This is a genomic window from Maritimibacter dapengensis, from assembly GCF_019218265.1.
GTDB classification, from domain to species: Bacteria; Pseudomonadota; Alphaproteobacteria; order Rhodobacterales; family Rhodobacteraceae; genus Maritimibacter; species Maritimibacter dapengensis.
Map to the genome: position 1 here is coordinate 955,238 of NZ_JAHUZE010000001.1, position 22,869 is coordinate 978,106.

The 22,869-nt window shown below is 63.0% G+C and carries 22 protein-coding genes; 8 read left to right on the forward strand and 14 right to left on the reverse strand.

Going from position 1 to position 22,869, the window contains the following annotated elements:
- Nucleotides 1–1,311 carry a polyhydroxyalkanoate depolymerase gene (gene phaZ / locus KJP28_RS04810; RefSeq protein WP_218391079.1) on the reverse strand — a complete coding sequence of 437 codons (1,311 nt, stop codon included), beginning with the start codon at nucleotides 1,309–1,311 and terminating at the stop codon, nucleotides 1–3.
- A gap of 111 nt (nucleotides 1,312–1,422) precedes the next feature.
- Between phaZ and KJP28_RS04815 the strand changes: the two genes are divergently transcribed.
- From KJP28_RS04815 to KJP28_RS04835, 5 genes are all read left to right on the forward strand, one after another.
- Nucleotides 1,423–3,219 (forward strand): PHA/PHB synthase family protein, encoded by a 1,797-nt coding sequence (locus tag KJP28_RS04815; protein ID WP_218391081.1) that lies wholly within the window; start codon nucleotides 1,423–1,425, stop codon nucleotides 3,217–3,219.
- A 161-nt stretch (nucleotides 3,220–3,380) separates the two neighbouring features.
- Entirely contained in the window at nucleotides 3,381–3,824 is a 444-nt protein-coding gene (locus KJP28_RS04820; protein WP_218391083.1) for a phasin family protein, read from the forward strand.
- A gap of 194 nt (nucleotides 3,825–4,018) precedes the next feature.
- Complete coding sequence (gene phaR / locus KJP28_RS04825; RefSeq protein WP_218391085.1) at nucleotides 4,019–4,585, forward strand: polyhydroxyalkanoate synthesis repressor PhaR; 567 nt, start codon at nucleotides 4,019–4,021, stop codon at nucleotides 4,583–4,585.
- 41 nt (nucleotides 4,586–4,626) lie between these two features.
- Entirely contained in the window at nucleotides 4,627–5,580 is a 954-nt protein-coding gene (locus KJP28_RS04830) for a LysR family transcriptional regulator (RefSeq protein ID WP_218391088.1), read from the forward strand.
- Between the two features lie 107 nt (nucleotides 5,581–5,687).
- A complete protein-coding gene (locus KJP28_RS04835; RefSeq protein ID WP_218391090.1) occupies nucleotides 5,688–6,293 on the forward strand; it encodes a hypothetical protein in 606 nt (201 codons plus the stop codon).
- Between the two features lie 83 nt (nucleotides 6,294–6,376).
- On the opposite strand, the gene KJP28_RS04840 is transcribed toward KJP28_RS04835, so the two are convergent.
- From KJP28_RS04840 to KJP28_RS04895, 12 genes are all read right to left on the reverse strand, one after another.
- On the reverse strand, nucleotides 6,377–7,594 hold the full coding sequence (locus tag KJP28_RS04840) for a DegT/DnrJ/EryC1/StrS family aminotransferase (protein WP_218391091.1): 1,218 nt from the start codon (nucleotides 7,592–7,594) through the stop codon (nucleotides 6,377–6,379).
- Between the two features lie 137 nt (nucleotides 7,595–7,731).
- Entirely contained in the window at nucleotides 7,732–9,093 is a 1,362-nt protein-coding gene (locus KJP28_RS04845; RefSeq protein ID WP_218391092.1) for a glutamine synthetase family protein, read from the reverse strand.
- Nucleotides 9,093–9,770, reverse strand: a complete 678-nt coding sequence (locus tag KJP28_RS04850; protein ID WP_218391093.1) for a type 1 glutamine amidotransferase — start codon at nucleotides 9,768–9,770, stop codon at nucleotides 9,093–9,095. The genes KJP28_RS04845 and KJP28_RS04850 overlap by 1 nt, the downstream gene beginning before the upstream one ends.
- 205 nt (nucleotides 9,771–9,975) lie before the next feature.
- A complete protein-coding gene (locus KJP28_RS04855; protein ID WP_218391094.1) occupies nucleotides 9,976–10,785 on the reverse strand; it encodes an ABC transporter permease in 810 nt (269 codons plus the stop codon).
- Complete coding sequence (locus KJP28_RS04860; protein ID WP_218391095.1) at nucleotides 10,782–11,666, reverse strand: ABC transporter permease; 885 nt, start codon at nucleotides 11,664–11,666, stop codon at nucleotides 10,782–10,784. Before KJP28_RS04860 ends, KJP28_RS04855 begins: the two co-directional genes overlap by 4 nt.
- Before the next feature lie 41 nt (nucleotides 11,667–11,707).
- Nucleotides 11,708–12,439 carry a transporter substrate-binding domain-containing protein gene (locus tag KJP28_RS04865; protein ID WP_218391096.1) on the reverse strand — a complete coding sequence of 244 codons (732 nt, stop codon included), beginning with the start codon at nucleotides 12,437–12,439 and terminating at the stop codon, nucleotides 11,708–11,710.
- Between the two features lie 21 nt (nucleotides 12,440–12,460).
- Nucleotides 12,461–13,240, reverse strand: coding sequence for an ABC transporter ATP-binding protein (locus KJP28_RS04870; RefSeq protein WP_218391097.1), 780 nt, complete (start codon nucleotides 13,238–13,240; stop codon nucleotides 12,461–12,463).
- Between the two features lie 131 nt (nucleotides 13,241–13,371).
- A complete protein-coding gene (locus KJP28_RS04875; protein WP_218391098.1) occupies nucleotides 13,372–13,806 on the reverse strand; it encodes a tellurite resistance TerB family protein in 435 nt (144 codons plus the stop codon).
- 147 nt (nucleotides 13,807–13,953) lie between these two features.
- Nucleotides 13,954–14,247: a DUF1330 domain-containing protein gene (locus KJP28_RS04880; protein ID WP_218391100.1), complete on the reverse strand. Its 294-nt coding sequence runs from the start codon at nucleotides 14,245–14,247 to the stop codon at nucleotides 13,954–13,956.
- The gene (locus KJP28_RS04885) at nucleotides 14,247–15,890 is read right to left on the reverse strand and encodes a CTP synthase (protein ID WP_218391102.1); all 1,644 of its coding nucleotides are present in this window, start codon (nucleotides 15,888–15,890) and stop codon (nucleotides 14,247–14,249) included. Before KJP28_RS04885 ends, KJP28_RS04880 begins: the two co-directional genes overlap by 1 nt.
- A 237-nt stretch (nucleotides 15,891–16,127) precedes the next feature.
- Nucleotides 16,128–16,547: a preprotein translocase subunit SecG gene (gene secG / locus KJP28_RS04890; RefSeq protein WP_218391103.1), complete on the reverse strand. Its 420-nt coding sequence runs from the start codon at nucleotides 16,545–16,547 to the stop codon at nucleotides 16,128–16,130.
- Between the two features lie 95 nt (nucleotides 16,548–16,642).
- Nucleotides 16,643–17,821, reverse strand: coding sequence for an MFS transporter (locus tag KJP28_RS04895; RefSeq protein ID WP_218391104.1), 1,179 nt, complete (start codon nucleotides 17,819–17,821; stop codon nucleotides 16,643–16,645).
- Nucleotides 17,822–17,918: 97 nt separating this feature from the next.
- Here KJP28_RS04895 and KJP28_RS04900 point away from each other — a divergent pair, with 97 nt between their 5' ends.
- The 3 genes from KJP28_RS04900 to KJP28_RS04910 all read left to right on the forward strand — a co-directional run bounded on the left by KJP28_RS04900 (nucleotide 17,919) and on the right by KJP28_RS04910 (nucleotide 20,505).
- On the forward strand, nucleotides 17,919–18,821 hold the full coding sequence (locus KJP28_RS04900) for a LysR family transcriptional regulator (protein WP_218391107.1): 903 nt from the start codon (nucleotides 17,919–17,921) through the stop codon (nucleotides 18,819–18,821).
- 138 nt (nucleotides 18,822–18,959) lie between these two features.
- Complete coding sequence (locus KJP28_RS04905) at nucleotides 18,960–20,255, forward strand: adenylosuccinate synthase (protein ID WP_218391108.1); 1,296 nt, start codon at nucleotides 18,960–18,962, stop codon at nucleotides 20,253–20,255.
- 28 nt (nucleotides 20,256–20,283) lie between these two features.
- Nucleotides 20,284–20,505, forward strand: a complete 222-nt coding sequence (locus KJP28_RS04910; RefSeq protein ID WP_218391109.1) for a DUF2842 domain-containing protein — start codon at nucleotides 20,284–20,286, stop codon at nucleotides 20,503–20,505.
- A gap of 87 nt (nucleotides 20,506–20,592) precedes the next feature.
- Here the strand turns inward: KJP28_RS04910 and KJP28_RS04915 are convergent, their stop codons facing one another.
- A complete protein-coding gene (locus KJP28_RS04915; protein ID WP_218391110.1) occupies nucleotides 20,593–22,803 on the reverse strand; it encodes a hypothetical protein in 2,211 nt (736 codons plus the stop codon).
- Nucleotides 22,804–22,869 lie beyond the last annotated feature (66 nt).

Consider the following 22,869-nt stretch of genomic DNA (forward strand, 5'->3'; position numbering starts at 1 on the left):
TCAGACCGCCTTGAGCTGGGGTTTTTCGCCCTTGGCCGCAGCTTTCCGGCTGCGTTTCTTGGCGGCCTGCTCGGCATGGCGGCCGGCGTTCTGGTCCATGAAGTTCAGAACGAGCGGGCGGATGTTGTCCCGCCACGACCGACCGGCGAAGATCCCGTAGTGTCCCGCACCCTCTTCGAGATGATGCGCCTTCTTCTCTTCCGGCAGCCCCGTGCACAGGGCGAGCGCGGCATAACACTGGCCCGGGGCCGAGATGTCGTCTTTCGACCCTTCGACGGTTTTCACCGCAACATCGGTGATCTTGCCGATATCGACCTTGTGTCCGTCCACGATGAACTCGTTCTTCGCGATCTCGAGGTCTTTGAAGATACGTTCCACGGTTGAAAGGTAGAACTCAGCGGTCATGTCCATCACCGCGAGATATTCGTCATAGAACTTGTTGTGCTTGTCGTGATCGCCGGCCTCGCCACGCGCCACCGCCCAGATCTGGTCGGTGAAGGCTTTCGTGTGCGTCTCGGCGTTCATCGTCATGAAAGAGTTGAGCTGCATGAGGCCGGGGTAAACCGTCCGGCCCACGCCCTCGTATTTGAAACCGACGCGCTGAATCACCAGCTCTTCCAACTGGCCCATTGTCACGCGGTTTCCGAAGTCGGTCACGTCCGTCGGTGCCGCATCGGGGTCGATCGGGCCACCGATGAGGGTCAGCGTATTGGGCTGCGCCTCGGGGTCCAACTCGGCGAGATAGGCCGTCGCGGCAAGCGTGAGCGGGGCGGGCTGGCACACGGCGACAACGTTGATGTCGGGGCCGAGCTCGCGCATGAAATCGACGAGGTAGAGCGTGTAATCCTCGATATCGAACTTGCCTTCGGACACCGGGATGTCGCGGGCGTTGTGCCAATCGGTGATATAGACTTCCGCATCGGGCAGAAGCGAAGCAACGGTCGAGCGCAGGAGCGTCGCATAATGGCCCGACATGGGGGCGACGAGGAACACGCGCCGCGCCTTTTCTTTCCGGCCCTGCACCTTGAAATGGATCAGGTTGCCGAAGGGGCGTTCGACCAGCGTCTCGATGCTGACCACGTGATCGCGCCCGTCTTCACCGACGACCGAGTAGATGCCCCAGTCCGGTTTGGCGACCATGCGCGCGAAGCTGCGCTCGGTCACTTCGCCCCAGGCCGACAGCATCTGGAACAGCGGGTTCGGGAATGCTGAGAAGGCAGGTGCCTCTCCGATGGCCTTCGCGGTCGCGCCCAACCACTGGTTGGTGTTCCGCATGGTTTCCATCAGATCGTATGTCGCAAGGTAACGCATTCACTCGCCCTTTCGGTTGCTTGACCCCGGGGCAATCCGTTAGGATCAAAGTCCGGAGGACGCACGGCAATATGCTGCACGTGCAAAATAATTTAGGGCGGATCGTTTCACATGGCAACTGACGAAATAAATCCCGCTGAGAATCGAGAAGCTCTCGAACTCAACATCAAACGCATAGAGGATCTTTCGAAACGGTTTACGCAGGCCGTTGCGAAGAAGCAGCCGACCCGTGCATCGCTCCAGGGACCGGGGCAGGAATTCTATTCAAAGACGATGAGCGCCTATTGGTCGGAGATGATGAATTCACCCGGCAAATTCGTCGAGAACCAGGTCGAATTCTGGGGCAAGACGCTCAAACACGCGGTAGAGGCCCAGCACGCGCTCGTCTCCGGCGACGCGGTGCCGGAGGACGATACGCCCAAGGACGCGCGGTTCCGCAATCCGCTTTGGGACAATCACCCCTATTTCAACTACCTCAAGCAGCAATATCTCATCACTTCGAAAGCTATGGAGGATGCGGTCGACGATCTGGAAGGTATTGACGATCACGACCGCGACCGCGTGCGCTATTTCACACAGCAGATGATAGATCTGATGGCGCCGACGAACTTCCTCGCCACAAACCCGGATGCGCTTGAACGGGCCGTGGAAACCGAAGGCCAGTCGCTTATTGACGGTCTCGAGAACATGATTCGTGATCTGGAGCGCAACAATGGCGAGTTGATCGTCACCTTGTCGGACCCTGACGCCTTCACTGTGGGCGAGAATATCGGCACCACCGAAGGCAGCGTCGTGTTTCGCAACAGGATGTTCGAGCTCATACAGTACAAGCCCGTGACGGACGAGGTGTATGAAAAGCCGCTCCTGATCTTCCCGCCGTGGATCAACAAGTTCTACATCCTCGACCTGAAGCCGGAAAACAGCCTGATCAAGTGGATCACCGAACAGGGGTTCACGCTCTACGTCGTGTCCTGGGTCAATCCCGATACCTCCTATGCCGATGTCGGGATGGAGGATTACATCGAAGAAGGCTTCATGACCGCAATCGACGAGGTGCGGGGCATGACGGGACAGGACAAGATCAACGTGGTCGGCTACTGCATCGCCGGCACGACGCTCTCCCTGACCCTGAGCCTGATGGCCAAACGGAATGAGAAGAAGGTCAATTCCGCCACCTTTTTCACCGCGCTGACGGATTTCTCGGATCGCGGCGAGGTCGGGGTGTTTCTCGACAACGATTTCGTCGACGGGATCGAAGAAGAATGTCGCGACAACGGCATCATGTCGTCGCGCTACATGTCGCAGACCTTCAGCTACCTTCGGGCCAACGACCTCGTCTACCAACCCGCAATCCGCTCCTACATGCTCGGCAACAAACCTCCCGCGTTCGATCTGCTCTACTGGAACGGCGACAGCACGAACCTTCCGGGCAAGATGGCGATCGAATACCTGCGCGGCCTGTGCCAGCGCGACGAATTCGCGGGCGAGGGCGAGGGCTACCCGCTGCTCGGTGAAAATCTCAAGATCTCGGACGTGGACGTGCCGATCTGTGCCGTCGCCTGCGAGACGGACCATATCGCGGCCTGGCGTTCGTCCTATAATGGCATTCGCAAGATGGGGTCGAAGAACAAGACCTTCATCCTGTCGGAAAGCGGCCATATCGCGGGCATCGTGAACCCGCCGTCGAAAAAGAAATACGGACATTACCTGAACGACGACTGGCCCGAGAACCCGGACGACTGGCAGGCGGGCGCGACGCGCCATGACGGGACGTGGTGGTTCCACTGGGCAAAATGGCTCGCCAAACGGTCGGGCAAAAAGATCCCGGCGCGCCCGATCGGTGATTCAGGTCATCCGGTGCTCGCGGCGGCGCCAGGCACCTATGTTGTGGCGAACCCCCAAGTCTGAAACAAGCCAAGCCATTGGAAATCAAGCAGAAATGACCTAGGGTCATTTTTTATGCTGCGGTGCAGAAAAAGACTTGATTTTCTGCACCGCAGCATTCATATTCTGTGCACACGCAGAGACGCCCACTTGGGCGAGAGCGTAACAGAATTTGGAGAGATAAAATGGCTAATACCCCCGACTACACCAAGATGGTTCAGGACATGATGGGCGCGTTCCCGATGGATATGTCCGCGATGGAAGGCATGATGAAATCCTCGGCCGACATGGGCGAGAAGTTCTCGAAAGTGGCGATCGACGCTGCTGACAAATCGACCGAGCTGTCGACCAAATGGACCAAAGACACGCTCGCCAAAATGGGCGACATCACGACCGCCAAGAAAGACCCGGCGGACTACACCAAAGCGATGACCGACTTCGCTTCGACCCAAGCCGAAGCCGCTGCCGAATACATGTCGGCCTTCGCTGAAGTCGCGAAAAAAGTTCAGATGGACACCGTCGAGCTGATGCTCGCCGCTGGCAAAGACATGGGCGACGAAGCTTCGGCCGCCGTCAAGAAAGCCACCGACGAGGTGACCAAGGCGACGAAGAAAGCCGCCAAGGCCTGATCTTCCTGAGCCGGCGACCTCCTCCCCGCCGGCGAAGAGCACTGGGCGGACCCGACAGGGCCCGCCCTTTTTCTTTTGCGTCAATTGTATAGCGGTGACGCGCCACACCCCTTGCTTTTCTTTTCTGCACTGGCGTAGGCTTTTTTCTGCACCGCCGAAAACACTCGCGCGGTCAGGACAACGGGGAGGACACCGTGGCCGAAAAGACAGAACCGCTTCTCATCAAACGCTACGCCAGTCGGCGTTTGTACAATACCGAGACCTCCGACTACGTGACGCTCGAAGATATCGCGGGCTTCATCTCGGAGGGGCGCGAGGTCCAGATCGTCGACCTCAAATCCGGCGATGACCTGACCCGCCAATACCTCCTGCAAATCATTGCCGAACATGAAAGCCGGGGCGAAAACGTGCTCCCGGTCGATGTGCTCACCGACCTTGTGCGCAGCTACACAACGCAGGCCCAATCCATCGTTCCGCAATTCCTCGCGTCCAGCTTCGAGATGCTGCGCGATGGCCAGTCGAAGATGATGGAAAACATGAACGCGATGCCGATTCCAATGGCCCAGATGCCCGGATTCGAAGCGCTGCAAGCGCAGCAACAGGCGTTCCTGCAAGCCATGATGTCGGGATGGCCGGCGGGATCGTCCATGCCAGAGGCAGATGATGCCGAGGCCAAGGATACGCCGGCGAAGGGCGAAGACCTCGACGACATCAAACGGCAGCTTGCGGAGTTGCAGAAGAAACTGTCCGACATGAACTAGCGCGGGGCGCGTGGGCGCCCGGCTGAGCCCGAGAGGCGAGGATGGTAGAAACAGCGGGGCGGATCACGCTTTGGGGCGTCGAGGTGTTCGCGGCAATCGCCGACGAACGCTCGATCTCGGCGGCTGCCCGGCGACTGGGGGCCAGCCCGTCCAGCGTCAGCCAGCAACTCACCAACCTCGAAACCGCCATGGGCACCGCGCTTATCGACCGGTCCGCGCGCCCGCTTGTCTGCACGCCCGCCGGGGAATTGTTCCGCCGTCGCGCACTCACGATCCTGAACGAAGCCGAACAGGCGCGGGCCGAACTGGCCGCAGCGGACATGACCCGACTGAGCCGGTTTCGCCTTGGCATGATCGAGGATTTCGACGCGGACGTAACGCCGGCCCTGCTGGCCGAGCTGGCCGAAGAATGGCCCCGCACGCAATTCCTCTTGGAAACCGGCGCTTCGCACCGGCTCCTCGATCAGCTCGATGCGCGTGCACTCGATGTGGTCGTGACTGCCGATCTTGGTGAGGTGACCGAAGGCGTCGAAGCACATCCGCTGCTCGAAGAGCCTTTCGTCGCTGCGGTCCCCAAGGGCACTGACGTGAAGGTCGAAGGGCTGCGCGACATGCCTCTCATCCAGTATTCCTCGCGCCATTTCATGGGACGTCAGATTGCCGCCCATCTCGCGCGCGAACGGGTTCAGACCGCACACCGGCTGGAGCTGGACAGCTATCACGCCATCCTCGCCATGGTGGCCGCCGGGGCGGGCTGGACGATCCTGACCCCGCTCGGCGTCCTGCGTGCGCAACGCTTCGTGCGGGACGTGGACATCGTCGAACTGCCGTTCACCCCTTTTTCGCGGCGCATCACCTTGAGCGCCCGGCGCGGTGTTCTGGGCGATCTGCCGGAAGACGTGGCGCATCGGCTGAAGCGGCAACTCGACCGAACGATCATCCAGCCGCTCCACGATCACCTCCCCTGGCTCGCCGGGGGTATGCGGCTGCTATGAGCCACGCTTGACGCGTCTCCATCGGCACGCGCATGATCGGGTTCTGTCTGCTGGGCGAAATACCCGCCCGGACCCTATATTCAAAGCCGTTTTCAGGACACATCGACATGCGACATTCATTCCTGCTTCCCTTCGTCTTCCTTCTCGTTTCCGCCATCCCGGCAAGCGCCCAATTGTCCGTCGCGGCGCATTGCCAGCGATCCTGCGAGCAACAGAACCCGGACCCGGATAGCGCGGCTTATCAGCAATGCCTCGACACCCATTGCGCCGAGGCTTTCGCTGAAGAGGCGAACAAGCCCGTCGAAGAAAGTCCCAAACCACCCGCGCCGCCCGCGTCGTTGTCCTCGTCGGGCAGCTGGTCGGTCGTCGGGATGGAAGAGCGCGCCGCCTCGGTGCGGTCGGCGATCAGCGAGACGACGCTGAATTACGACTGCGACGGACGGGGCGGGCATTATGTCGAATTGGCCGGTGTCCCCATTGACGACCGCATCATCGGCATGATCTTCGACAACGGATCGGCCCATTTCCCGACATTTACAAAGCAACCTACCGGGTTCCAGATCAAGCTTTGGAAGAACCATCCTTTGATACAGGCGATCAAGACCGGGAGCGCGGTTCGGGTGTTCGAGAGGGACGGCAGCGTGATCGGGGATTATTCCCTCGCAAACTCATCGCGTGCCATCGTCGAAGCCGAAAGAAATTGCGGAGCATGATGAGGGACTGCGGCACATGAAAAGCCCTCGCAAACAATTGCGAAGGCTTTGTTTCTTCCGGCCTGACGTTTGTTAGAGAGAAGTCATTCGGCAGCGACGGAGGCCCGCGCCTTCACATCCTCGGCCGCTGCAATCAGAGCACCCGCGATGAAGTCCAATTCCGGCTTTTTCAGTCGCACGGGCAGGCGCGTGTCGCAGGCCCGCATCAGCATCTTGTCGGTGCCGGGAAGCGCGCCCTGATCGCCGATGAATTCCCAGTTCCAATGCGCGCGGGCGTTGTCCGTGTGCATCCCGAAGACCTGCACGCTGACGCCGCGCGCCTTGGCGGCATCCATGAAAGCGCGGGTTTCTTCGTCGGTCATGTCGACGAGGTTGAACTGGATCGAATCCGGCGCGCGGGTCTCGGGCGCGAGCGGCGCAGGCACGTCGATCCAGGGGCTCGTGTTGAGGTGTTCGGCCACGTAATCGTGGTTGCGCAGCCCGTCCGTTACCCGGCGTTCGAGCTCGGGGATCTGCGGGCGGATGACGGCGGCGGAGAGGTTGGAGAGCCGCTGATTATAAAGCGGCAGCTTGTTCTGCCAGCGTGCGAAGGCGTCTTCCAACTCGGATGTGTTCTGACCTTCAGGCGCTTTGTGCTTTTTCCAGTTGTGCTCATAGGCGCCGGACATGATGACGGCGCGGGCCACGACATCGGGGTCGTTGGTGATGAGCACCCCGCCTTCGCCCGCATTGAGCATTTTGTAGGACTGGAACGAAAAGCAGCCGATCTTGCCGATCGTGCCGATCTTCTGGCCATGCCAGAGCGTTCCAAGCGAGTGGGCCGCGTCCTCGACGACCGGAATGCCCTTCGCATCGCAGAGCGCCATGATCGCGTCCATGTCCGACGTGTGGCCGCGCATGTGGCTGATGATAACGGCGCCGATCTCGTCGGTGAGCTTCCGTTCGAAGTCCGCCATGTCGATGCGGTAATTGTCCATCACGTCGACCAGCACCGGCTGGCAATCCGCGTGGACCACCGAGGAGGGGACCGCCGCGAAGGTGAAAGCGGGGATCAGGACCTTGGTGTCGCGGGGCAGGCCGAGGGCCTTCAGCGACAAGAACAGCGCCGCCGAGCAGGACGACACGGCCAATGCGTATTTGACGCCCATCAGATCGGCGAATTCCCGCTCCAAGAGGCTGACCGGCGCGTTTTCGGGCGCGGTGTAGCGAAACAGGTCGCCTGATTGCAGCAGGCGGTCGATCTCGGCGCGTGCAGCTTCCGGGATCGGTTCGGCGTCATAGACATTGGGGGCAAGGGTCATCACAAGTCCTTTCGGGTTTTCCGAATGTCATATTCGGGAAAACTGTAACAGGCGCATGACGCCGAGAAAACAAAAAAGAAAGGAAGCAGCGGACTGCGCCCTTGTTTTGCTGGGGTATGCGGGACGAAATGTCCCGTTTACACGTTCATCAGAAGATGTTCGCGCTCCCACGGAGAGATCACCGAGAGAAATTCCTGATACTCGGTGCGCTTCACGATCGAATAGACGCGGGCAAAATCCGGCCCCAGCACGTCGTGCATCTCGGTCTCGGCGTCGAACAGGTCGAGCGCGGACCAAAGGTCGTGTGGGATCGCCTCGTCCCCTTCGTAAGCGTCGCCGCGATATTGCGGCTCGGCTCGGATTTCCTTCATCATGCCGAGATAGCCTGCGGCGAGCGACGCCGCGATGGCGAGATACGGGTTGGCGTCCATCCCGGTCAGCCGGTTCTCGACCCGGCGCGAGGCCGGCCCGGAAAGCGGAACGCGGATGCCGGTCGTCCGGTTGTCGCGCCCCCACTCGAGGTTGATCGGCGCGGCATTGTCACGCACGTATCTCCGGTAGCTGTTCACATAGGGTGCGAGCACCGCGATCACGGAGGGCAGGTAGGTCTGAAGCCCCCCGATGAAGGTGAAGAAGGCGTCCGTGTCGCCACCCTGCGGGCCCGCGAAGATGTTCTTGCCGGTTTCGGTGTCGATCACCGAGTGGTGGATGTGCATCGCGCTGCCCGGTTCGTCCGCGATAGGTTTGGCCATGAAGGTTGCGAAACAATTATGACGCAGTGCGGCCTCGCGGATGAGGCGCTTGAAGTAGAAGACCTCGTCGGCGAGCAGGACCGGGTCGCCGTGCTGGAGATTGATCTCCAGCTGGCCCGCGCCGCCTTCCTGGGTGATTCCGTCGATCTCGAATCCCTGCGCTTCGGCAAAATCGTAGATGTCGTCGATCACCGGTCCGAATTCGTCGACGGCTGTCATGGAATAGGCCTGGCGCGCGGCGGCGGGGCGCCCGGAGCGGCCCATCATCGGTTCGATCCGCTTGGCGGGGTCGAGGTTCGGAGCGACGAGGAAAAACTCCATTTCGGGCGCGACGACCGGGGTCCAACCCTGTTCGCGGTAGAGCGAAACCACGCGTTTGAGCACGTTGCGGGGCGAAAACGGGATCGGGGTGCCGGTGCGATCATAGGCGTCGTGGATCACCTGCAACGTCCAGTCGCCGGTCCACGGCGCGGCGGTCGCAGTGGACATGTCGGGGCGCAGGATCATATCGCGCTCGATGAACCCTTCTTCCCCGGCGGCTTCGCCCCAATCCCCCGTAATCGTTTGATAAAAGATCGAGTCGGGCAGGTGGAAATACTCCTGCCGCGCGAATTTCGCGGCCGGCACAGCCTTGCCGCGCGCGATGCCGGGGAGATCGGCGATGATGCATTCAACCTCGTCCAGCCGCCTGTCTTCGAGATAGGCCGCCGCGGCCGGGGGGAGGGTCTCGGTCCAGTCCTTGGGCATCACTTGGCCCCCTTCTTGAGAAAGGCCGCGAGGCGTGCGGCCATGTCCGCGTTATCGGTGGGTTCGGAAAGCCCTGCGCGGGCCTCCTCCACAAGCTCGTTAGGAACTGCATCCGAGCGGTGTTCGATCAGCCCGGCGATGACCTCACGGTCGAATTCGGGGTGAGGCTGCACGGTCAGGATGTTCTTTCCGACGACCATCGCCGCGTTTTTGCAAAAGTCGCTTTCGGCGATGGCGACGCCGTTCGGCGGAAGCTCCACCACCTGATCCTGGTGCCATGCGTTGAGGTGGAGCGTGGCGTCGCCGAAGTCGTAGGCCTGCCGCCCGACCGACCAGCCGCCGCGGAATTTTTCCACTTTTCCGCCAAGGGCTTGGGCGATGATCTGATGGCCGAAGCAGATGCCGACCATAGGGCGGCCAGAGGCCGCGATGTCGCGGATCAAGGCCTCGAGCGGGGGAATCCAGTCGTGGTCTTCATAGGCGCCGTGACGCGAGCCTGTGATGAGCCAGCCGTCCTGAAGATCGGGACCGTCGGGGAACACGCCGTCGACCACGTCATAGGTCGTGAAGTCGAAGTCCTCGCCAGCGAAGAGGCGTGCGAACATGTCCGAGTAATCGCCCGTTTCCGGGCGTATGGCGTCGGGCGCGTGCCCGGTCTGCAGGATGCCGATCCGCATGAGTCACCGAATTTGATCAAATCTCGTGGCGAGCCTATCCGAGGCCGCATGACCTCACAAGCGCAGACCTGCACGGTGCATTAACCTGGATAGGCCCGCCGGATGGCTACGTATGGAACACGTATGGCGAACGTATGGCATGCGTATGGAAGAACATCTGTGATTTGGAGGCGGGTCAATCGTTGACATACGGCGCGTTGCGTGGTCAGCGCACCGGTTGCCGGGGGCGAAACCGGATGCGCGTTCGCCGTTCGGGCGGAAGGTGCCGGGTCAGGTGCCGGTTGATCGCGCCGAAGACCGTGATGACGAAGAGCGTCAGCAGGATGAAATAGAAGGCGAGGATCGGGTAGGGCACGAACGGGTTGAAGGTCTTGTCCGCAAAGTAATTCGCGTAATAGAGCGCGTCCCCCCGCTGCTGCCACGCCGGAAAGCCCGAGAAAAACACGAGCGCGGTGGCGTGGAACAGGAAAATCGCCTCGTTCGTATAGGCGGGCCAGGCGAGGCGGAGCATGGTCGGGTAGGTGATCCGGCGAAACCGTTTCCATCCGGTGATGCCATAGGCGTCGGCGGCCTCCATGTCGCCCTTGGGGATCGACTTCAGCGCACCGTAGAAAATCTCGCCCGCGTAGGCCGAGGTGTTCAAAAACAGCACGATGGTCGCGCCGAGCCAGGCGGAGGTGAGCGGGTCGAAAGCCGGGTGCACCGATTTCAGCGACAGGAAGGTGAAATAGGCGAAAAAGAACTGGATGAAGAGCGGTGATCCACGGAACAGGAAGATGAACCATTCCGACGCCTTGCGCGCAATCGGGTTGGCCGATGCCTTGCCGAGCGCCACCGTGATCGACAGGAAGAACCCGGCAATCAGCGCGACCGCGCCGAAGTAAATGTTCCACAGCATCCCCGAGCCGATCAGCGTGAACTGTTGGCATAGGGTAAAATCCGTCTTGGGAAGGATCCGTTCGCCCAGACCAAGCGACCGCAGGCCGTAATCCGCAATGGTCTCGAGGCAACTCATGCGAGGGCCTTTCTCTGCGCTTCACCGCCTGCGGTAGCTTGCCCGAGCGTGAGGCGGGACATGAGCCTGTCCAGCACGACTTCCGACACGCGGGTGACGAGCAGGTAGAATACGAGAAGCGCCCCGAAATAGTACATGCGCCAGTCGCCATGCGGGTAATCCGAGAAGCGCGGGTTCTTGGTCCCGCCAAGCTCACGCGCCCAATAGACGATATCCTCGACCCCGAGCAGGAACAGAAGCGGCGTGGCCTTCACGAGGATCATCCAGAGGTTCGACAAACCCGGCAGCGCATAGACCCACATCTGCGGGACGAGGATGCGCCAGAAGGTCTGGCGCGATGAGAAGCCATAAGCTTCGGCGGTTTCAAGCTGCGGACGCGGCACGGAGCGCATCGCGCCGTAAAGCACGTTGGCGGCGAAAGCGCCGAATACGATGGCGAAGGTCAGGACCGCGAGCGTGAAGCCGTAGACCTCATGCACCCATTGCGGGGAATTCGACAGCGGCAGCTTGGCGATGTCGCAGACGACGAAATCGTTTCCCTGGCGGATCGGAAGCTCCCAATCCGGGCATTTCGCCTTGTGCCGCAGGTATTCGAACACCTGGTCGAGCGCGATCACGAAGAACAGGAAGAACGCGATGTCCGGCACCCCCCGGACGATCGAGGTGTAACCTTTGCCGAAGAGCGAAAACGGCAGGAACCGGGACCGGGCGGCGGAGGCTCCGACGAAGCCGAAGGCGAGCGCCACGGGGGCGGTGACCGCGAGCAGGAGCAGCACGACCCCGAACGACTGATAGAACAGCAGGTGTTTGCCGTTGGTCAGGTAGCAGGACAACCATTGGAAGCCCTGTATGGATTGGGGGTCGGCGCAGTATTCGAACATGTGCGTGACGGGCGCGGGACCCCCCGCGCCCGAGATCGGCCTTAGTAGGGGCCGGTCATGCCTTCGAACCACTTCTCGATCAGTTCGTTCACCGTGCCGTCTTCTTTCAGCGCGGTGATCGCCTCGTCGAGTTTGGCCTTCAGCTCTTCGTCGCTCTCGCGCACGCCGATGCCGATGCCGTCACCCAGCACGACGTCTTCGCCCGCGAACATCAGGTCGCCATCTTCGGCCACGATGGGTTCGAGGAACGCCTTGTCGGCCAGCACCGCGTCGGCTTCGCCGTTCTTGACGGCGGCGATGGTTTCATCGGGCGTGGCGAATTCGACCAGCTCGGCCCCGTCCATCGAGGCGACATGGCTGGCCTGAATCGTGCCGGTCTGGGCAGCGATCACGCCGGTGCCGTCGAAGCTGTCCGACATCGCGGCAAAGGCCGAGGGATCGGCCGGGAAATAGGCCTGGGTAAAGTCGATGACCTCGTCGCGCTCCTCGGTGATCGACATGCCTGCGATGATCGTGTCGTAGTTGCCGGAGACGAGGTTCGGAATGATCGAATCCCAATCGTTCGTCACCCATTCGCAGGTCAGACCTGCGGTTTCGCAGATCGCGTCACCGAGATCACGCTCGAACCCGTCGACTTCACCGTTGTCGTTGAGGAAGTTGTACGGAGGGTAGGCGCCTTCGGTGCCCATGCGGACCGTCATCGCGTGGCTTTCGGCCATCGCCATGCCTGCGGTCAGGGCCAGCGCGGCGGTGGTGAGGATCAGTTTCTTCATATGGATACTCCCTTGGTTGGTTCAGGCCGGAACGCTGTGGGACAGAAATCCCTTCAACCGTTCCGACGTCGGATTGCCGAAGAGGGCCTCTGGTGTCCCTTCTTCTTCGATCTTTCCCTGGTGGAGGAAGATCACGTGGTCGGCCACATCGGCCGCCATTCGCATGTCATGGGTGACGACGATCATCGTGCGGCCTTCTGCCGCCAGATCCTTGATGACGCGCACCACCTCTTGTTCCAGTTCGGGGTCGAGCGCCGAGGTCGGCTCGTCGAACAGGAGCGCCTTGGGCTCCATGCAGAGCGCGCGCGCGATGGCCGCACGCTGTTGCTGGCCTCCCGAAAGCTGCGCGGGCCAGGCATCGGCCTTGTCGCCGATGCCCACCTGGTCGAGATAACGCCGCGCAGAGGCTTCGACCTCGTCGCGCGGGCGGCCCAATACGGTCACGGGCGCTTCCATCACGTTTTCGAGGATCGTCATGTGCGACCAGAGATTGAAGCTCTGGAACACCATGGACAGGTTCGTGCGCACGCGGGTGACCTGTTTGGCATCCGCCGGACGGCGGGCCATGCCTTCGCCCCGCCAGCGGATCGGCTCGCCGTTGAACAGGATCTCGCCCGACTGGCTGTCTTCGAGCAGGTTGCAGCACCGCAGAAGCGTGGATTTGCCCGACCCGGAGGACCCGATCAGACTGATCGCATGGCCGGATGGCGCGGACAGGCTCACACCCTTCAGCACCTCGAGCGTGCCGAAGGATTTGTGCAAGTCGCGGATTTCTATGACGGGCGGCGTCGGTTCGGTCACAGGATTTGATCACATTCGGTTCAGGGACCGAGTAGGGATCAAAACCCGATGGATTTCAATGGTAGATTGGCTGACGCAGGGGCAGCGCCCGCCCGGATTTCATCGGCCTGCCGACTTGGCAGGCAACAGGCTCAGCCCTCGGCCCGCTTTCGGGCAATGTTGGAATCGCGGTCGTTCACGCCCAGGAACTTGGCGATGAGCCGCATCAGCGCGTCTTCTTCGTCGGCCCGGTCGCCATCGGCCAGAACCACCTGCCAGGCCGCTTCGACCACCGAGGTCCGATCCTCATAAGGCACGGCGTTCTTGATCGCTTCGGTGAACCGCACCGTATCGGGCGCTTCGCTTTCGAGCACTTCCGCGTGGTGCATCAGGTCGGCCGCCAGCCCTTCGTCGAGCCCGTAGCGTTTGGCGACGATCTCGCGGATCGTGGCTTTTTCGTTTTCGGCATAATCGCCGTCGGACCGGGCGATGCGGACCAGAAGCGCGGTCAGGGCGACGCGCGCGTCGGTGTCAAGCATTTCCTCGGGTTCGGAGGACAACAGGTTTTTCAAAAGACGATCGAACATGATCAATAAATAGATACGGGGGCGGGAAGGTTCCAGCCATGATCCCTTTCATCGTTCCAAAAATACCTCGGAGGGGGTCCGGGGGAGGTAGAACCTCACCCGGTCGGTCGGATTGGCTTCAGCCAATTCGAAATTCAGCCGCCCAATTCAGCCGTCATAGCCCTCGACGATGACGAGGTCGCCTTGCGAGATCGGATCGCGGATCGCCTTGGCCGACTGATAGCTCTCGGAATGGTAGCAGTCCCGCGCCGCTTCGTAGCTCGGAAACTCGATCACCACGTTTCGGCTGCGCGACGTGCCTTCGGGGTTTTCGAACGCACCGCCGCGCACGAGGAACCGGGCGCCGTATTCCGCGAAGGGCACGGCGTTGGCCTTGACGTAATCCATGTAGCGGTTGAGGTCGTCCACATCGACCCGCGCGATCCAGTATCCTTTCGCCATCAGACCAGCCTTTCCTGTTCGATCGCCGCGCGCACGAAATCGGCGAACAGCGGGGCGGGGGCGAAGGGTTTCGATTTCAGCTCGGGGTGATATTGCACCCCGATGAACCACGGGTGGTCCGCCCATTCCACGATCTCGGGCAGGCGTCCGTCGGGCGACATGCCGGAGAACACCAGCCCCTTCTCCTCTAGCTCCTCGCGATACTTGATGTCGACCTCGTAACGGTGGCGGTGGCGTTCCTCGATCGCGGTGTCGCCGTAGACTTCGGCCACTTTCGACCCTTCGGCGAGCGTCGCGGTGTAGGCGCCGAGGCGCATGGTGCCGCCCTTGTCGTCGGAGACCTTGCGCTTCACGGTGTAGTTGCCCTGCACCCATTCCTTGAGGTGATAGACCACGGGCGTGAAACGCTTTTTGCCTGCCTCGTGGTCGAATTCCTCGGAGCCCGCATCGGTGATGCCGGCCACGTTGCGGGCCGCTTCGATCACCGCCATCTGCATGCCCAGGCAGATCCCGAGATAGGGCACCTTGTGCTCTCGGGCGAACTGGGCGGCGCGGATCTTGCCCTCGGTGCCGCGTTCGCCGAAGCCGCCGGGGACGAGGATCGCGTGGAAGCCGTCCAGATAGGGGGCGGGGTCTTCCTGCTCGAAGATCTCGGCATCGACCCATTCGGTCGTGACCTTCACCCGGTTGGCCATGCCGCCATGGGTGAGCGCTTCCTTGATCGACTTGTAGGCGTCTTCGAGCTGGACGTATTTGCCGACGATTGCGACCTTCACTTCGCCTTCGGCGTTGTGGATGCGGTCCTCGACATCTTCCCAGCGGCTCATGTCCGGCTTAGGGGCCGGGCTGATTTGAAAGGCGTCGAGCACGGCCTGATCGAGACCGACGTTGTGGAAGGCAAGCGGCGCTTCGTAGATCGACTTCAGGTCATAGGCCGGGATCACGCTGTCGGGCCGGACGTTACAGAACAGCGCGATCTTGCCGCGTTCCTTTTCCGGGATCGGGTGTTCGGCGCGGCAGACCAGCACGTCGGGCGCGATGCCGATGGAGCGGAGTTCCTTGACGCTGTGCTGCGTGGGCTTGGTTTTCAACTCGCCGGAGGCAGCGAGGTAGGGCAGGAGCGTCAGGTGCATGAAGATGCACTGGCCGCGCGGGCGTTCCTGGCTGAACTGGCGGATCGCCTCGAAGAAAGGCAGCGCCTCGATATCGCCCACCGTGCCGCCGATTTCGCAGAGCATGAAGTCGACTTCGTCGTCGCCGATCTCGATGAAGTCCTTGATTTCGTTTGTGACGTGCGGGATCACCTGGATCGTTTTGCCCAGGTAGTCGCCCCGGCGCTCCTTCTCCAGCACGGTCGTGTAGATGCGACCCGAAGAAACCGAATCCGTCGCGCGCGCCGCAACGCCGGTGAAACGTTCGTAATGGCCGAGGTCGAGGTCGGTTTCCGCGCCGTCGTCGGTCACAAAGACCTCGCCGTGCTCGAAGGGCGACATCGTGCCGGGGTCGACGTTCAGGTAGGGGTCCAGCTTGCGCATCCGCACGGAAAACCCGCGCGCCTGCAACAGCGCACCGAGCGCTGCGGCGGTCAGGCCCTTGCCGAGCGAGGAAACCACACCGCCGGTGATGAAAATGTATCGTGCCATGTCTGGACTGCCCCCGTGAGTATCGGCGTGTTTTTCGTTGTTCCAAGCGATCCGTTCATGCGTCTCGACGGCGCACAAAACCACTCATCACGGGATTTCGGGATAACCGATTCCCCATGCTTTGACAAGCTGACCGCAAGATGATGGGGCGGTTATTTATGCCGCCTCAATGGGTTGTGGTGAAGGTAAGGGCCCCGCCGGCGAAGGCGGGGTCGACGTTTCTCGGATTGGCGCCGGTCAGTCGGCGCGAGGCGGTGCCACGGGGGCGTCCGATGCGGGGGCGTCCGTGGCCGGTGTGTCCGTGGCGGGCGCATCGCTTTCGGGCAGCAGGTCGGACGCGTCGGGAAGAGTCGTCGGGGCCTGCGTCGCGCCGGTGTCGGTCGTCTCTTCGGCGGGGGCGATCAGGTCCGTGACCGAGCTGTCCGCCGAGTTCTGGGCCGAGATGATGGTCAGCGCCAGCGACGCGCCGAGGAAGGCGATGCCGAGCACCCAGGTAAGTTTCGACAGGGCCGAAGCCGCGCCGCGCGACGACATGACGCCGCCGCCACCACCGCCGCCACCCATGCCGAGCCCGCCGCCTTCGGAGCGTTGCAGGAGCACGACGCCGATCAAGGTCAGCGCGAGCAGAAGAAGGACGACGAGAAGGACGTTTTCCATGAGGGCCCCGGTTCATTCGGTTTCAAGGGGGCTATCTAGGGGGATCGGCCTTTGCCCGCAACCCCAAAGCTCTTGTCGATTTCGCCGTGTCGGGGTCATTGGGCCGGAGCGAGGGTCGCCTGCCGGCGGGCAATGCGGGCGGACAGGGCGAGCATCGCCAGCGCACCGGCAAGGATCAGAGCCGAGACCAGCGGCAGGGGGGCGAGGCCGAGTGCGGCGTCGACCCGGCCAGCCACGAAGCTCCCCGCCGACATGCCGACATAGAGCGACGAGGTGTTGAGCGCGAGGATAAGGCCCGCGCGGTGCGGCTCCTGTGCGATCATGCGCTGCTGCTGGGCCGGGAAGAAGAGCGCCAGCATCGAAGACCAGACGATCACGGCGATGGTGGCGGGCACGAGTAGCGGAGGCATGAGGTAGAGCGCGACCAACGCCGTCGCGATAACAAGAATCGCCGTCGTCATGGTGCGTTCAGCAGGCCAGATGCGGGTAACATACCGCGCGATGTAATTGCCCGCGACGCCTGCGGCCCCGTAGAGCAGCATGGCGACCGAGGTCTCTTCCGCCGTGGCGCCGATATGTTCGAAATAATAGAGCGTGATCATCGTGAAGGTCGCGAACAGGCCCGCGAGGGTCACGACGGGCACGAGAATGCCGGTCAGGTTCACCGGGCGCAGGATCGTCTCGATCAGCACGCGGCCATTCAACCGTTCGCCCGGCCCTGTCTCGGGCACGCGCAACTGGGTCAGGACCGCGAAGCCGATGACGGTGAGGCCGAAGACCGCGAAGGTCGGCCGCCAACCGAGATGCGCGCCCATCCAGGTGGCGACCGGGGCGACCACGGCGGAGGCGATGGTCATGCCGCCGAACACGATGGCGAGCGCCTGTCCTTGCCGCGCATTGGCAACGAGGCTTGCGCCCAGGGCGGAGGCCACCGGGCTTGCCACCGAGCCGCCGAGCGCCGAGACGATCCGGCCCGCGAGCACCAGTTCGTAGCTTGGCGCGAGGGCCGACATCACCATGCCCGCGCCGAGGACGGCAAGGCCGACGACCACGAGCCGTTTGCGGGGCAGGTGTCCCACGAGGATTTGCAGCAAAGGCGCCCCGATCGCCGAACCGAACGCATAGGTCGCGATGACCATACCGGCCTCGGCCCGGGTCACGCCAAGGGAGGGGGCGATGTCGGGCAGGGTGCCGATGGCCACGAACATGCAGGCGCCGACCGAGAACATGGTCAGCGACAGAAGGTTCAGGGCGAGGCGGGTCGTGCGGTCCATGCGTCGGTCCGGCGTTTCGGATGCAGATGCAAAATACCGCGCGTCATGTTATAAGCGAAGTCGATATTTATTTATGCGAGGTATAACCACTGTGGATATGACGCGCGCCGACCTTAACCTGTTGCGCTCACTCGCCGTTTTGATCGAGGAGGGCAACGTGACCCGTGCCGCCGTCCGGCTTGGGGTGAGCCAGCCGGCGCTGTCGGCGCAGCTCGCCCGGCTGCGCGCTTTGTTCGACGACCCGCTCCTCGTCCCCTCAGAGACCGGGCGCGGCATGGTTCCGACGCCTCGTGCGCTCGATCTGCGGGGGCCACTCGACGGGATGCTTGCGGATGTAGGGCGCATCCTCGCCCCCGCCGCCGGGTTCGATCCGACCACGGCGGAGCGGAATTTCACCATCGCGGCGAGCGACAACGGCACCGTCGTTCTGGGCATGAGCCTTTTCGAGGACCTCACCCGGCGCGGCATCGGCGGCATTCACCTCGCGTTCCGACCGCTCGACAGGACGCGGCTGCGAGATCAGGTCGAAGCGGGCGAGGTCGATCTGGTGCTCACGCTGATGGATGACGTGCCGCCGGGGTTGAAAACGCGCGCCGTGCTCGTCGACCGGCAGGTGGTGATCCAGCGAAAGGGCCATCCGCGCGGCACCGGCCAATTGGACCTGCGCCAATACTGCGCCTACAAGCACGTCATCATGTCGACTGAAGGCCGCTGGCGCACGACGCTCGACGACCATATTGGCGAGCTTGGCCACACCCGCGAGGTCGCGCTGAGTGTGCCGCAATTCATGCTCGCGGTGCTGGCGGTGGCGGGGAGCGACCTGCTTGGCATGATCCCCGCGCGGCTGGCCGAGCATTTCACCGACCGCGTCGACGTTTTCGACATCCCGTTCAAACCGGCAGGCTTTGCGCTTCAGGCCGCGTGGCACCCGCGCAATCACGCAGATCCCGCCCATATCTGGTTGCGCGAAACCGTGGCGGGGCTGGTGGCGCGCGGCTAGAGCAGGGTGCGTGCAGACCTCTGTCTGCGGCGCGCAGGGTGAGCGCGACGTGACCGCGAGCCGCGTGACATGGTTTCGCCTTTCATGCGGGCGCGCGCTTCGCTATACGGGCGCGGGTTTCACCTTAGAGGATCTGATATGGCCAACGTCGTTGTCGTAGGCGCCCAGTGGGGCGACGAGGGAAAAGGCAAGATCGTGGACTGGCTCTCGGAGCGCGCGGACGTGATCTGCCGGTTCCAGGGCGGGCACAACGCGGGCCATACGCTGGTCATCGACGGCAAGGTCTACAAGCTTCATGCGCTGCCCTCCGGCGTCGTGCGCCCCGGCAAGCTTTCGGTCATTGGCAATGGCGTGGTGCTGGACCCCTGGCACCTGTTGTCCGAGATCGACACGATCCGCGCGCAAGGTGTCGAGATCACGCCCGAGACGTTGATGATCGCGGAGAACACGCCGCTGATCCTGCCGTTTCATGGCGAGCTGGACCGGGCGCGGGAAGAGGCCGCGAGCAAGGGCACCAAGATCGGCACCACCGGGCGGGGCATCGGCCCGGCCTATGAGGACAAGGTCGGGCGTCGGGTGATCCGGGTCGCCGACCTTGCCGACGCGGCGACGCTCGAGGCGCGGGTGGACCGCGCGCTCCAGCATCACAATCCGCTGCGCAAGGGGCTGGGCGTCGACGAGATCGACCGTGACAAGCTGATCGCGGCCCTGACCGAGATCGCGCCGAAGATCCTCGAATACGCCGCGCCGGTCTGGAAAGTGCTGGCCGAGAAGCGCAAGGCGGGCAAGCGCATCCTGTTCGAAGGGGCGCAGGGCGCGCTGCTCGACATCGACTTCGGCACCTATCCGTTCGTCACGTCCTCGAACGTGATCGCGGGGCAGGCGGCGACCGGCGTCGGCGTTGGCCCCGGCTCGGTCAATTACGTGCTGGGGATCGTCAAAGCCTACACCACCCGCGTGGGCGAGGGGCCGTTCCCGACCGAGCTTCACGACGACGACGGCCAGCGGCTTGGCGAACGCGGTCATGAATTCGGAACCACCACGGGCCGCAAGCGGCGCTGCGGCTGGTTCGATGCGGCGCTGGTGCGCCAGACCTGCGCGATTTCCGGGATCAACGGTATCTGCCTGACCAAACTCGACGTGCTCGACGGGTTCGAGACGCTGAAAATCTGCGTGGGTTACGATCTCGACGGCAAAAGGCTCGACTACCTGCCGACCGCCGCCGATGAACAGGCCCGCTGCACGCCGATCTACGAAGAAATGCCGGGTTGGAGCGAGTCGACCGAAGGCGCGCGGTCCTGGGCCGAGCTTCCGGCTGCGGCGATCAAATACGTGCGCCGGGTCGAGGAACTGATCGAATGCCCCGTGGCGCTTCTGTCGACCTCGCCCGAGCGTGAGGATACGATCCTCGTCACAGATCCGTTCGCGGATTGAGCGCGTAACCCCGGCAAAGGAGGCGCATATGGCCCTGTCCTACAAAGCCCGCCGGCGCTGGGCGCTCGTCGTCCTGCTCGTGGTGATGCCGATCTGGATCATCATCGCCGTGAACCTCGCCGACCTCGTGGCGCGCGACAACGTGCTGGTCGAGTTGATCGTCTTCGTTGTCCTTGGCGTTGTCTGGATCTTTCCGTTCAAGCCGCTTTTCAAGGGGATCGGCCAGCCGCCGCCCGAAGACGAGGAGTGATCGCGCGGCGTGATGGCCGCCGACCGCAAAGAAAAACGGCGGCGCGAGTGGATCGCGCCGCCGTTTTAGGTTCCACCGCGTGGTGGATCATTCGTAGTAGAGGCTTTCCTCGGTCAGAACGAATTGGCCGCGCTGGACCTTGTGGATCTGTCCGGCTTTCATCAGGCGTCCGAACGCTTCGAGCGCGTCGTCGCGTTCGGCGTCGGGCGTGATGTTCAGAGCGAGCGACATGATCTGCGGGCGGGTGGCCCAGGGACGGCCCACTTCCTGCGTCACGAAAGCTGTCGCGGCCTCCAGTGCGTCTTCGATGCCTTCGACGCCAAGATCGGCGGCGAAAGCGCGGAAGCCCACGGTCATGTCATCGTTCGCGTCTTCGCCTGGCTCTTCGTCCTGAGCTTCCTCCTCGCGCATGGCGAGGTTGGATTTCGCCACGCGACGCGGGCGCACCGGCTTGACCGGACGCTCCGGCGTGGCTTGAGCGGCGTCGTCCGCGGCCTCGTCGACGCGCTGTTCGGAGACGAGCACGAGCGGAGCCAGTCGGCGCTTTTGCACGTCGCCCTGCGCGGCGGGGCGGCGCGGGCGGACGACGCGGGCAAGATCCTCGCGATACACATCGTCGCCTTTCACCGAATCCGCATCCATCGAATCGAATGCGTCTTCGACTTTTTCGCTATCGGCGCGGCGGGCCTGAACGGCGGCCTTCAGGTGCTGGATCGCCGAGCGGCGGCGGGTGCTTTCGCCGGTCGCCAGTTCGGTATTGGTCTTTTCCAGGATCCGGTCGATGGCACGGTCGGTCTGGCCGAGGTCGACATCGTCGAATGCCGTGCGCGCGGCCTGCTTGATACGGTCGGCCGGCTCTTCTTCCGGCTCGATCGGGAGCGGCTCGCCCATCTCGTCGGTGCTGTCTTCGTCTTCGTCGTCCATTGCGGCACGGATGCGCGCTTCGTCGAAATCGCCGATGTCCGGGACCGCCTCACCGCGCTCCAGAGCTTCGCGCGAGTCGCGTTCGACTTCGGCGAGTTCCGCCGCGAGATCGGCTTCCTCCATCGGGTCGAGGGAGCTTTCGCCGGGCACGGAGAACGCGTCTTCGCCAAGCTCGTCGGGTTGACGCCGCACGCGCACGACACGCGCGACAGGGCTGCGCGGCGCTTCGGTTTCTTCTGCGGTTTCTTCGGTGGCTTCTTCTGCGGTTTCTTCGGTGGCGTCTTCGCCAAACGCGTCCTCGGAGTCGAAGGCGAACGCATCCTCGTCGTCGCCGGTCAGATCGGCGGCAATCGGGTCTTCGTCGACTTCTTCGTCGGCGTCGTCATCGGCGGCGGCTTCCGGTGCGTCCGTCTCGGCCTCGTCCCCATCCACGCCAGTCGCATCCGCGTCAGCGGTCACACGGCCGAGAAGGGCCGCGAAATCGTCGTCTTCGGTCGTGTCGTCGTCGGACGCTTCGACCTCGTCTTCTTCCTCGGCCAACATTGCGCTTTCGAAGATGTCGTCGAGTTCCGGGTCGCCGGCGTCCGATACGAAATAATCCTCGGCGTGCTCGTCTTCGGAATAGTCATCTTCGTCGTCGGGCACGGGGCGGAGCTTCGGCGTGTTGTCGACGACCGCGCGAATCCGACGGATCTTGTCGGATGCGGTGCCGACGATCCGCTTGCCTTCCGCGGCCGCCTCGGCGGCTTCGGCTTCGCGGCGGCGGGCATCTTCGGCTTCGGCTTCGGCGCGGCGGCGAGCGTCTTCGGCTTCCGCTTCGGCGCGGCGGCGCTCGGCCTCTTCCTCATCCGCCTTGCGCTTGGCTTCGCGGGCTTCTTCAGCTTCTGCCGCAAGTCGTTCGGCTTCTTCGGCAGCCTTGCGTTCGGCTTCCTCTGCTGCCTCGCGCTCTGCCTTTTCCGCTGCCTCACGCGCGGCCTGTTCCTCGGCCTCGATCCGCGCGGCTTCGCGCGCTTCGGCGGCCTTGCGTTCTGCTTCGGCCTCGGCCGCGGCAACCCGTTCGGCTTCGCGCGCTTCTTCCGCGTCGCTGCCGGGGAGCAGCCCGGCCGGTTCGCGGTCTTCATTGGTCTGGCGCAGGACCACGCCGGTTTCGCTTACCCGCGCCTCGACCCGCTTCTGGATCTCGCGTTCGGCGATCTGGTGAAGCATCTCGGCATCCGGGGTGGGCGGCTCGGCCCCGAAATAGCGGTCATCCGCCGCGAGGTCGCGGAAATACTCCGCAATCGATTTCATGGTCCCGAACGGATCGTCGAAACCCTCCAGCGTGCAGCTGAACGTGCCGTAGCTTACAGTGAGAATCCTGCTCGAATTCACCATGTCGTTTTCGCTTTCTCCCCCGATCCAGCAACAGTCGGTTTACCATGACACCCACCGGAAAATTGC

Excerpts from the sequence above, each read along its gene's own strand:
- KJP28_RS04860 (WP_218391095.1), bottom strand. The coding sequence starts at position 11,666 with ATGTTCGAATACTGCGCCGACCCCCAATCCATACAGGGCTTCCAATGG.
- KJP28_RS04840 (WP_218391091.1), bottom strand. The coding sequence starts at position 7,594 with ATGACCCTTGCCCCCAATGTCTATGACGCCGAACCGATCCCGGAAGCT.
- KJP28_RS04865 (WP_218391096.1), bottom strand. The coding sequence starts at position 12,439 with ATGAAGAAACTGATCCTCACCACCGCCGCGCTGGCCCTGACCGCAGGC.
- KJP28_RS04905 (WP_218391108.1), top strand. The coding sequence starts at position 18,960 with ATGGCCAACGTCGTTGTCGTAGGCGCCCAGTGGGGCGACGAGGGAAAA.
- KJP28_RS04850 (WP_218391093.1), bottom strand. The coding sequence starts at position 9,770 with ATGCGGATCGGCATCCTGCAGACCGGGCACGCGCCCGACGCCATACGC.
- KJP28_RS04830 (WP_218391088.1), top strand. The coding sequence starts at position 4,627 with ATGGTAGAAACAGCGGGGCGGATCACGCTTTGGGGCGTCGAGGTGTTC.
- KJP28_RS04820 (WP_218391083.1), top strand. The coding sequence starts at position 3,381 with ATGGCTAATACCCCCGACTACACCAAGATGGTTCAGGACATGATGGGC.
- KJP28_RS04845 (WP_218391092.1), bottom strand. The coding sequence starts at position 9,093 with ATGCCCAAGGACTGGACCGAGACCCTCCCCCCGGCCGCGGCGGCCTAT.
- KJP28_RS04915 (WP_218391110.1), bottom strand. The coding sequence starts at position 22,803 with ATGGTGAATTCGAGCAGGATTCTCACTGTAAGCTACGGCACGTTCAGC.
- KJP28_RS04855 (WP_218391094.1), bottom strand. The coding sequence starts at position 10,785 with ATGAGTTGCCTCGAGACCATTGCGGATTACGGCCTGCGGTCGCTTGGT.
- secG (WP_218391103.1), bottom strand. The coding sequence starts at position 16,547 with ATGGAAAACGTCCTTCTCGTCGTCCTTCTTCTGCTCGCGCTGACCTTG.
- KJP28_RS04835 (WP_218391090.1), top strand. The coding sequence starts at position 5,688 with ATGCGACATTCATTCCTGCTTCCCTTCGTCTTCCTTCTCGTTTCCGCC.
- KJP28_RS04875 (WP_218391098.1), bottom strand. The coding sequence starts at position 13,806 with ATGTTCGATCGTCTTTTGAAAAACCTGTTGTCCTCCGAACCCGAGGAA.
- phaZ (WP_218391079.1), bottom strand. The coding sequence starts at position 1,311 with ATGCGTTACCTTGCGACATACGATCTGATGGAAACCATGCGGAACACC.
- KJP28_RS04900 (WP_218391107.1), top strand. The coding sequence starts at position 17,919 with ATGACGCGCGCCGACCTTAACCTGTTGCGCTCACTCGCCGTTTTGATC.
- KJP28_RS04910 (WP_218391109.1), top strand. The coding sequence starts at position 20,284 with ATGGCCCTGTCCTACAAAGCCCGCCGGCGCTGGGCGCTCGTCGTCCTG.
- KJP28_RS04885 (WP_218391102.1), bottom strand. The coding sequence starts at position 15,890 with ATGGCACGATACATTTTCATCACCGGCGGTGTGGTTTCCTCGCTCGGC.
- KJP28_RS04815 (WP_218391081.1), top strand. The coding sequence starts at position 1,423 with ATGGCAACTGACGAAATAAATCCCGCTGAGAATCGAGAAGCTCTCGAA.
- KJP28_RS04880 (WP_218391100.1), bottom strand. The coding sequence starts at position 14,247 with ATGGCGAAAGGATACTGGATCGCGCGGGTCGATGTGGACGACCTCAAC.
- KJP28_RS04895 (WP_218391104.1), bottom strand. The coding sequence starts at position 17,821 with ATGGACCGCACGACCCGCCTCGCCCTGAACCTTCTGTCGCTGACCATG.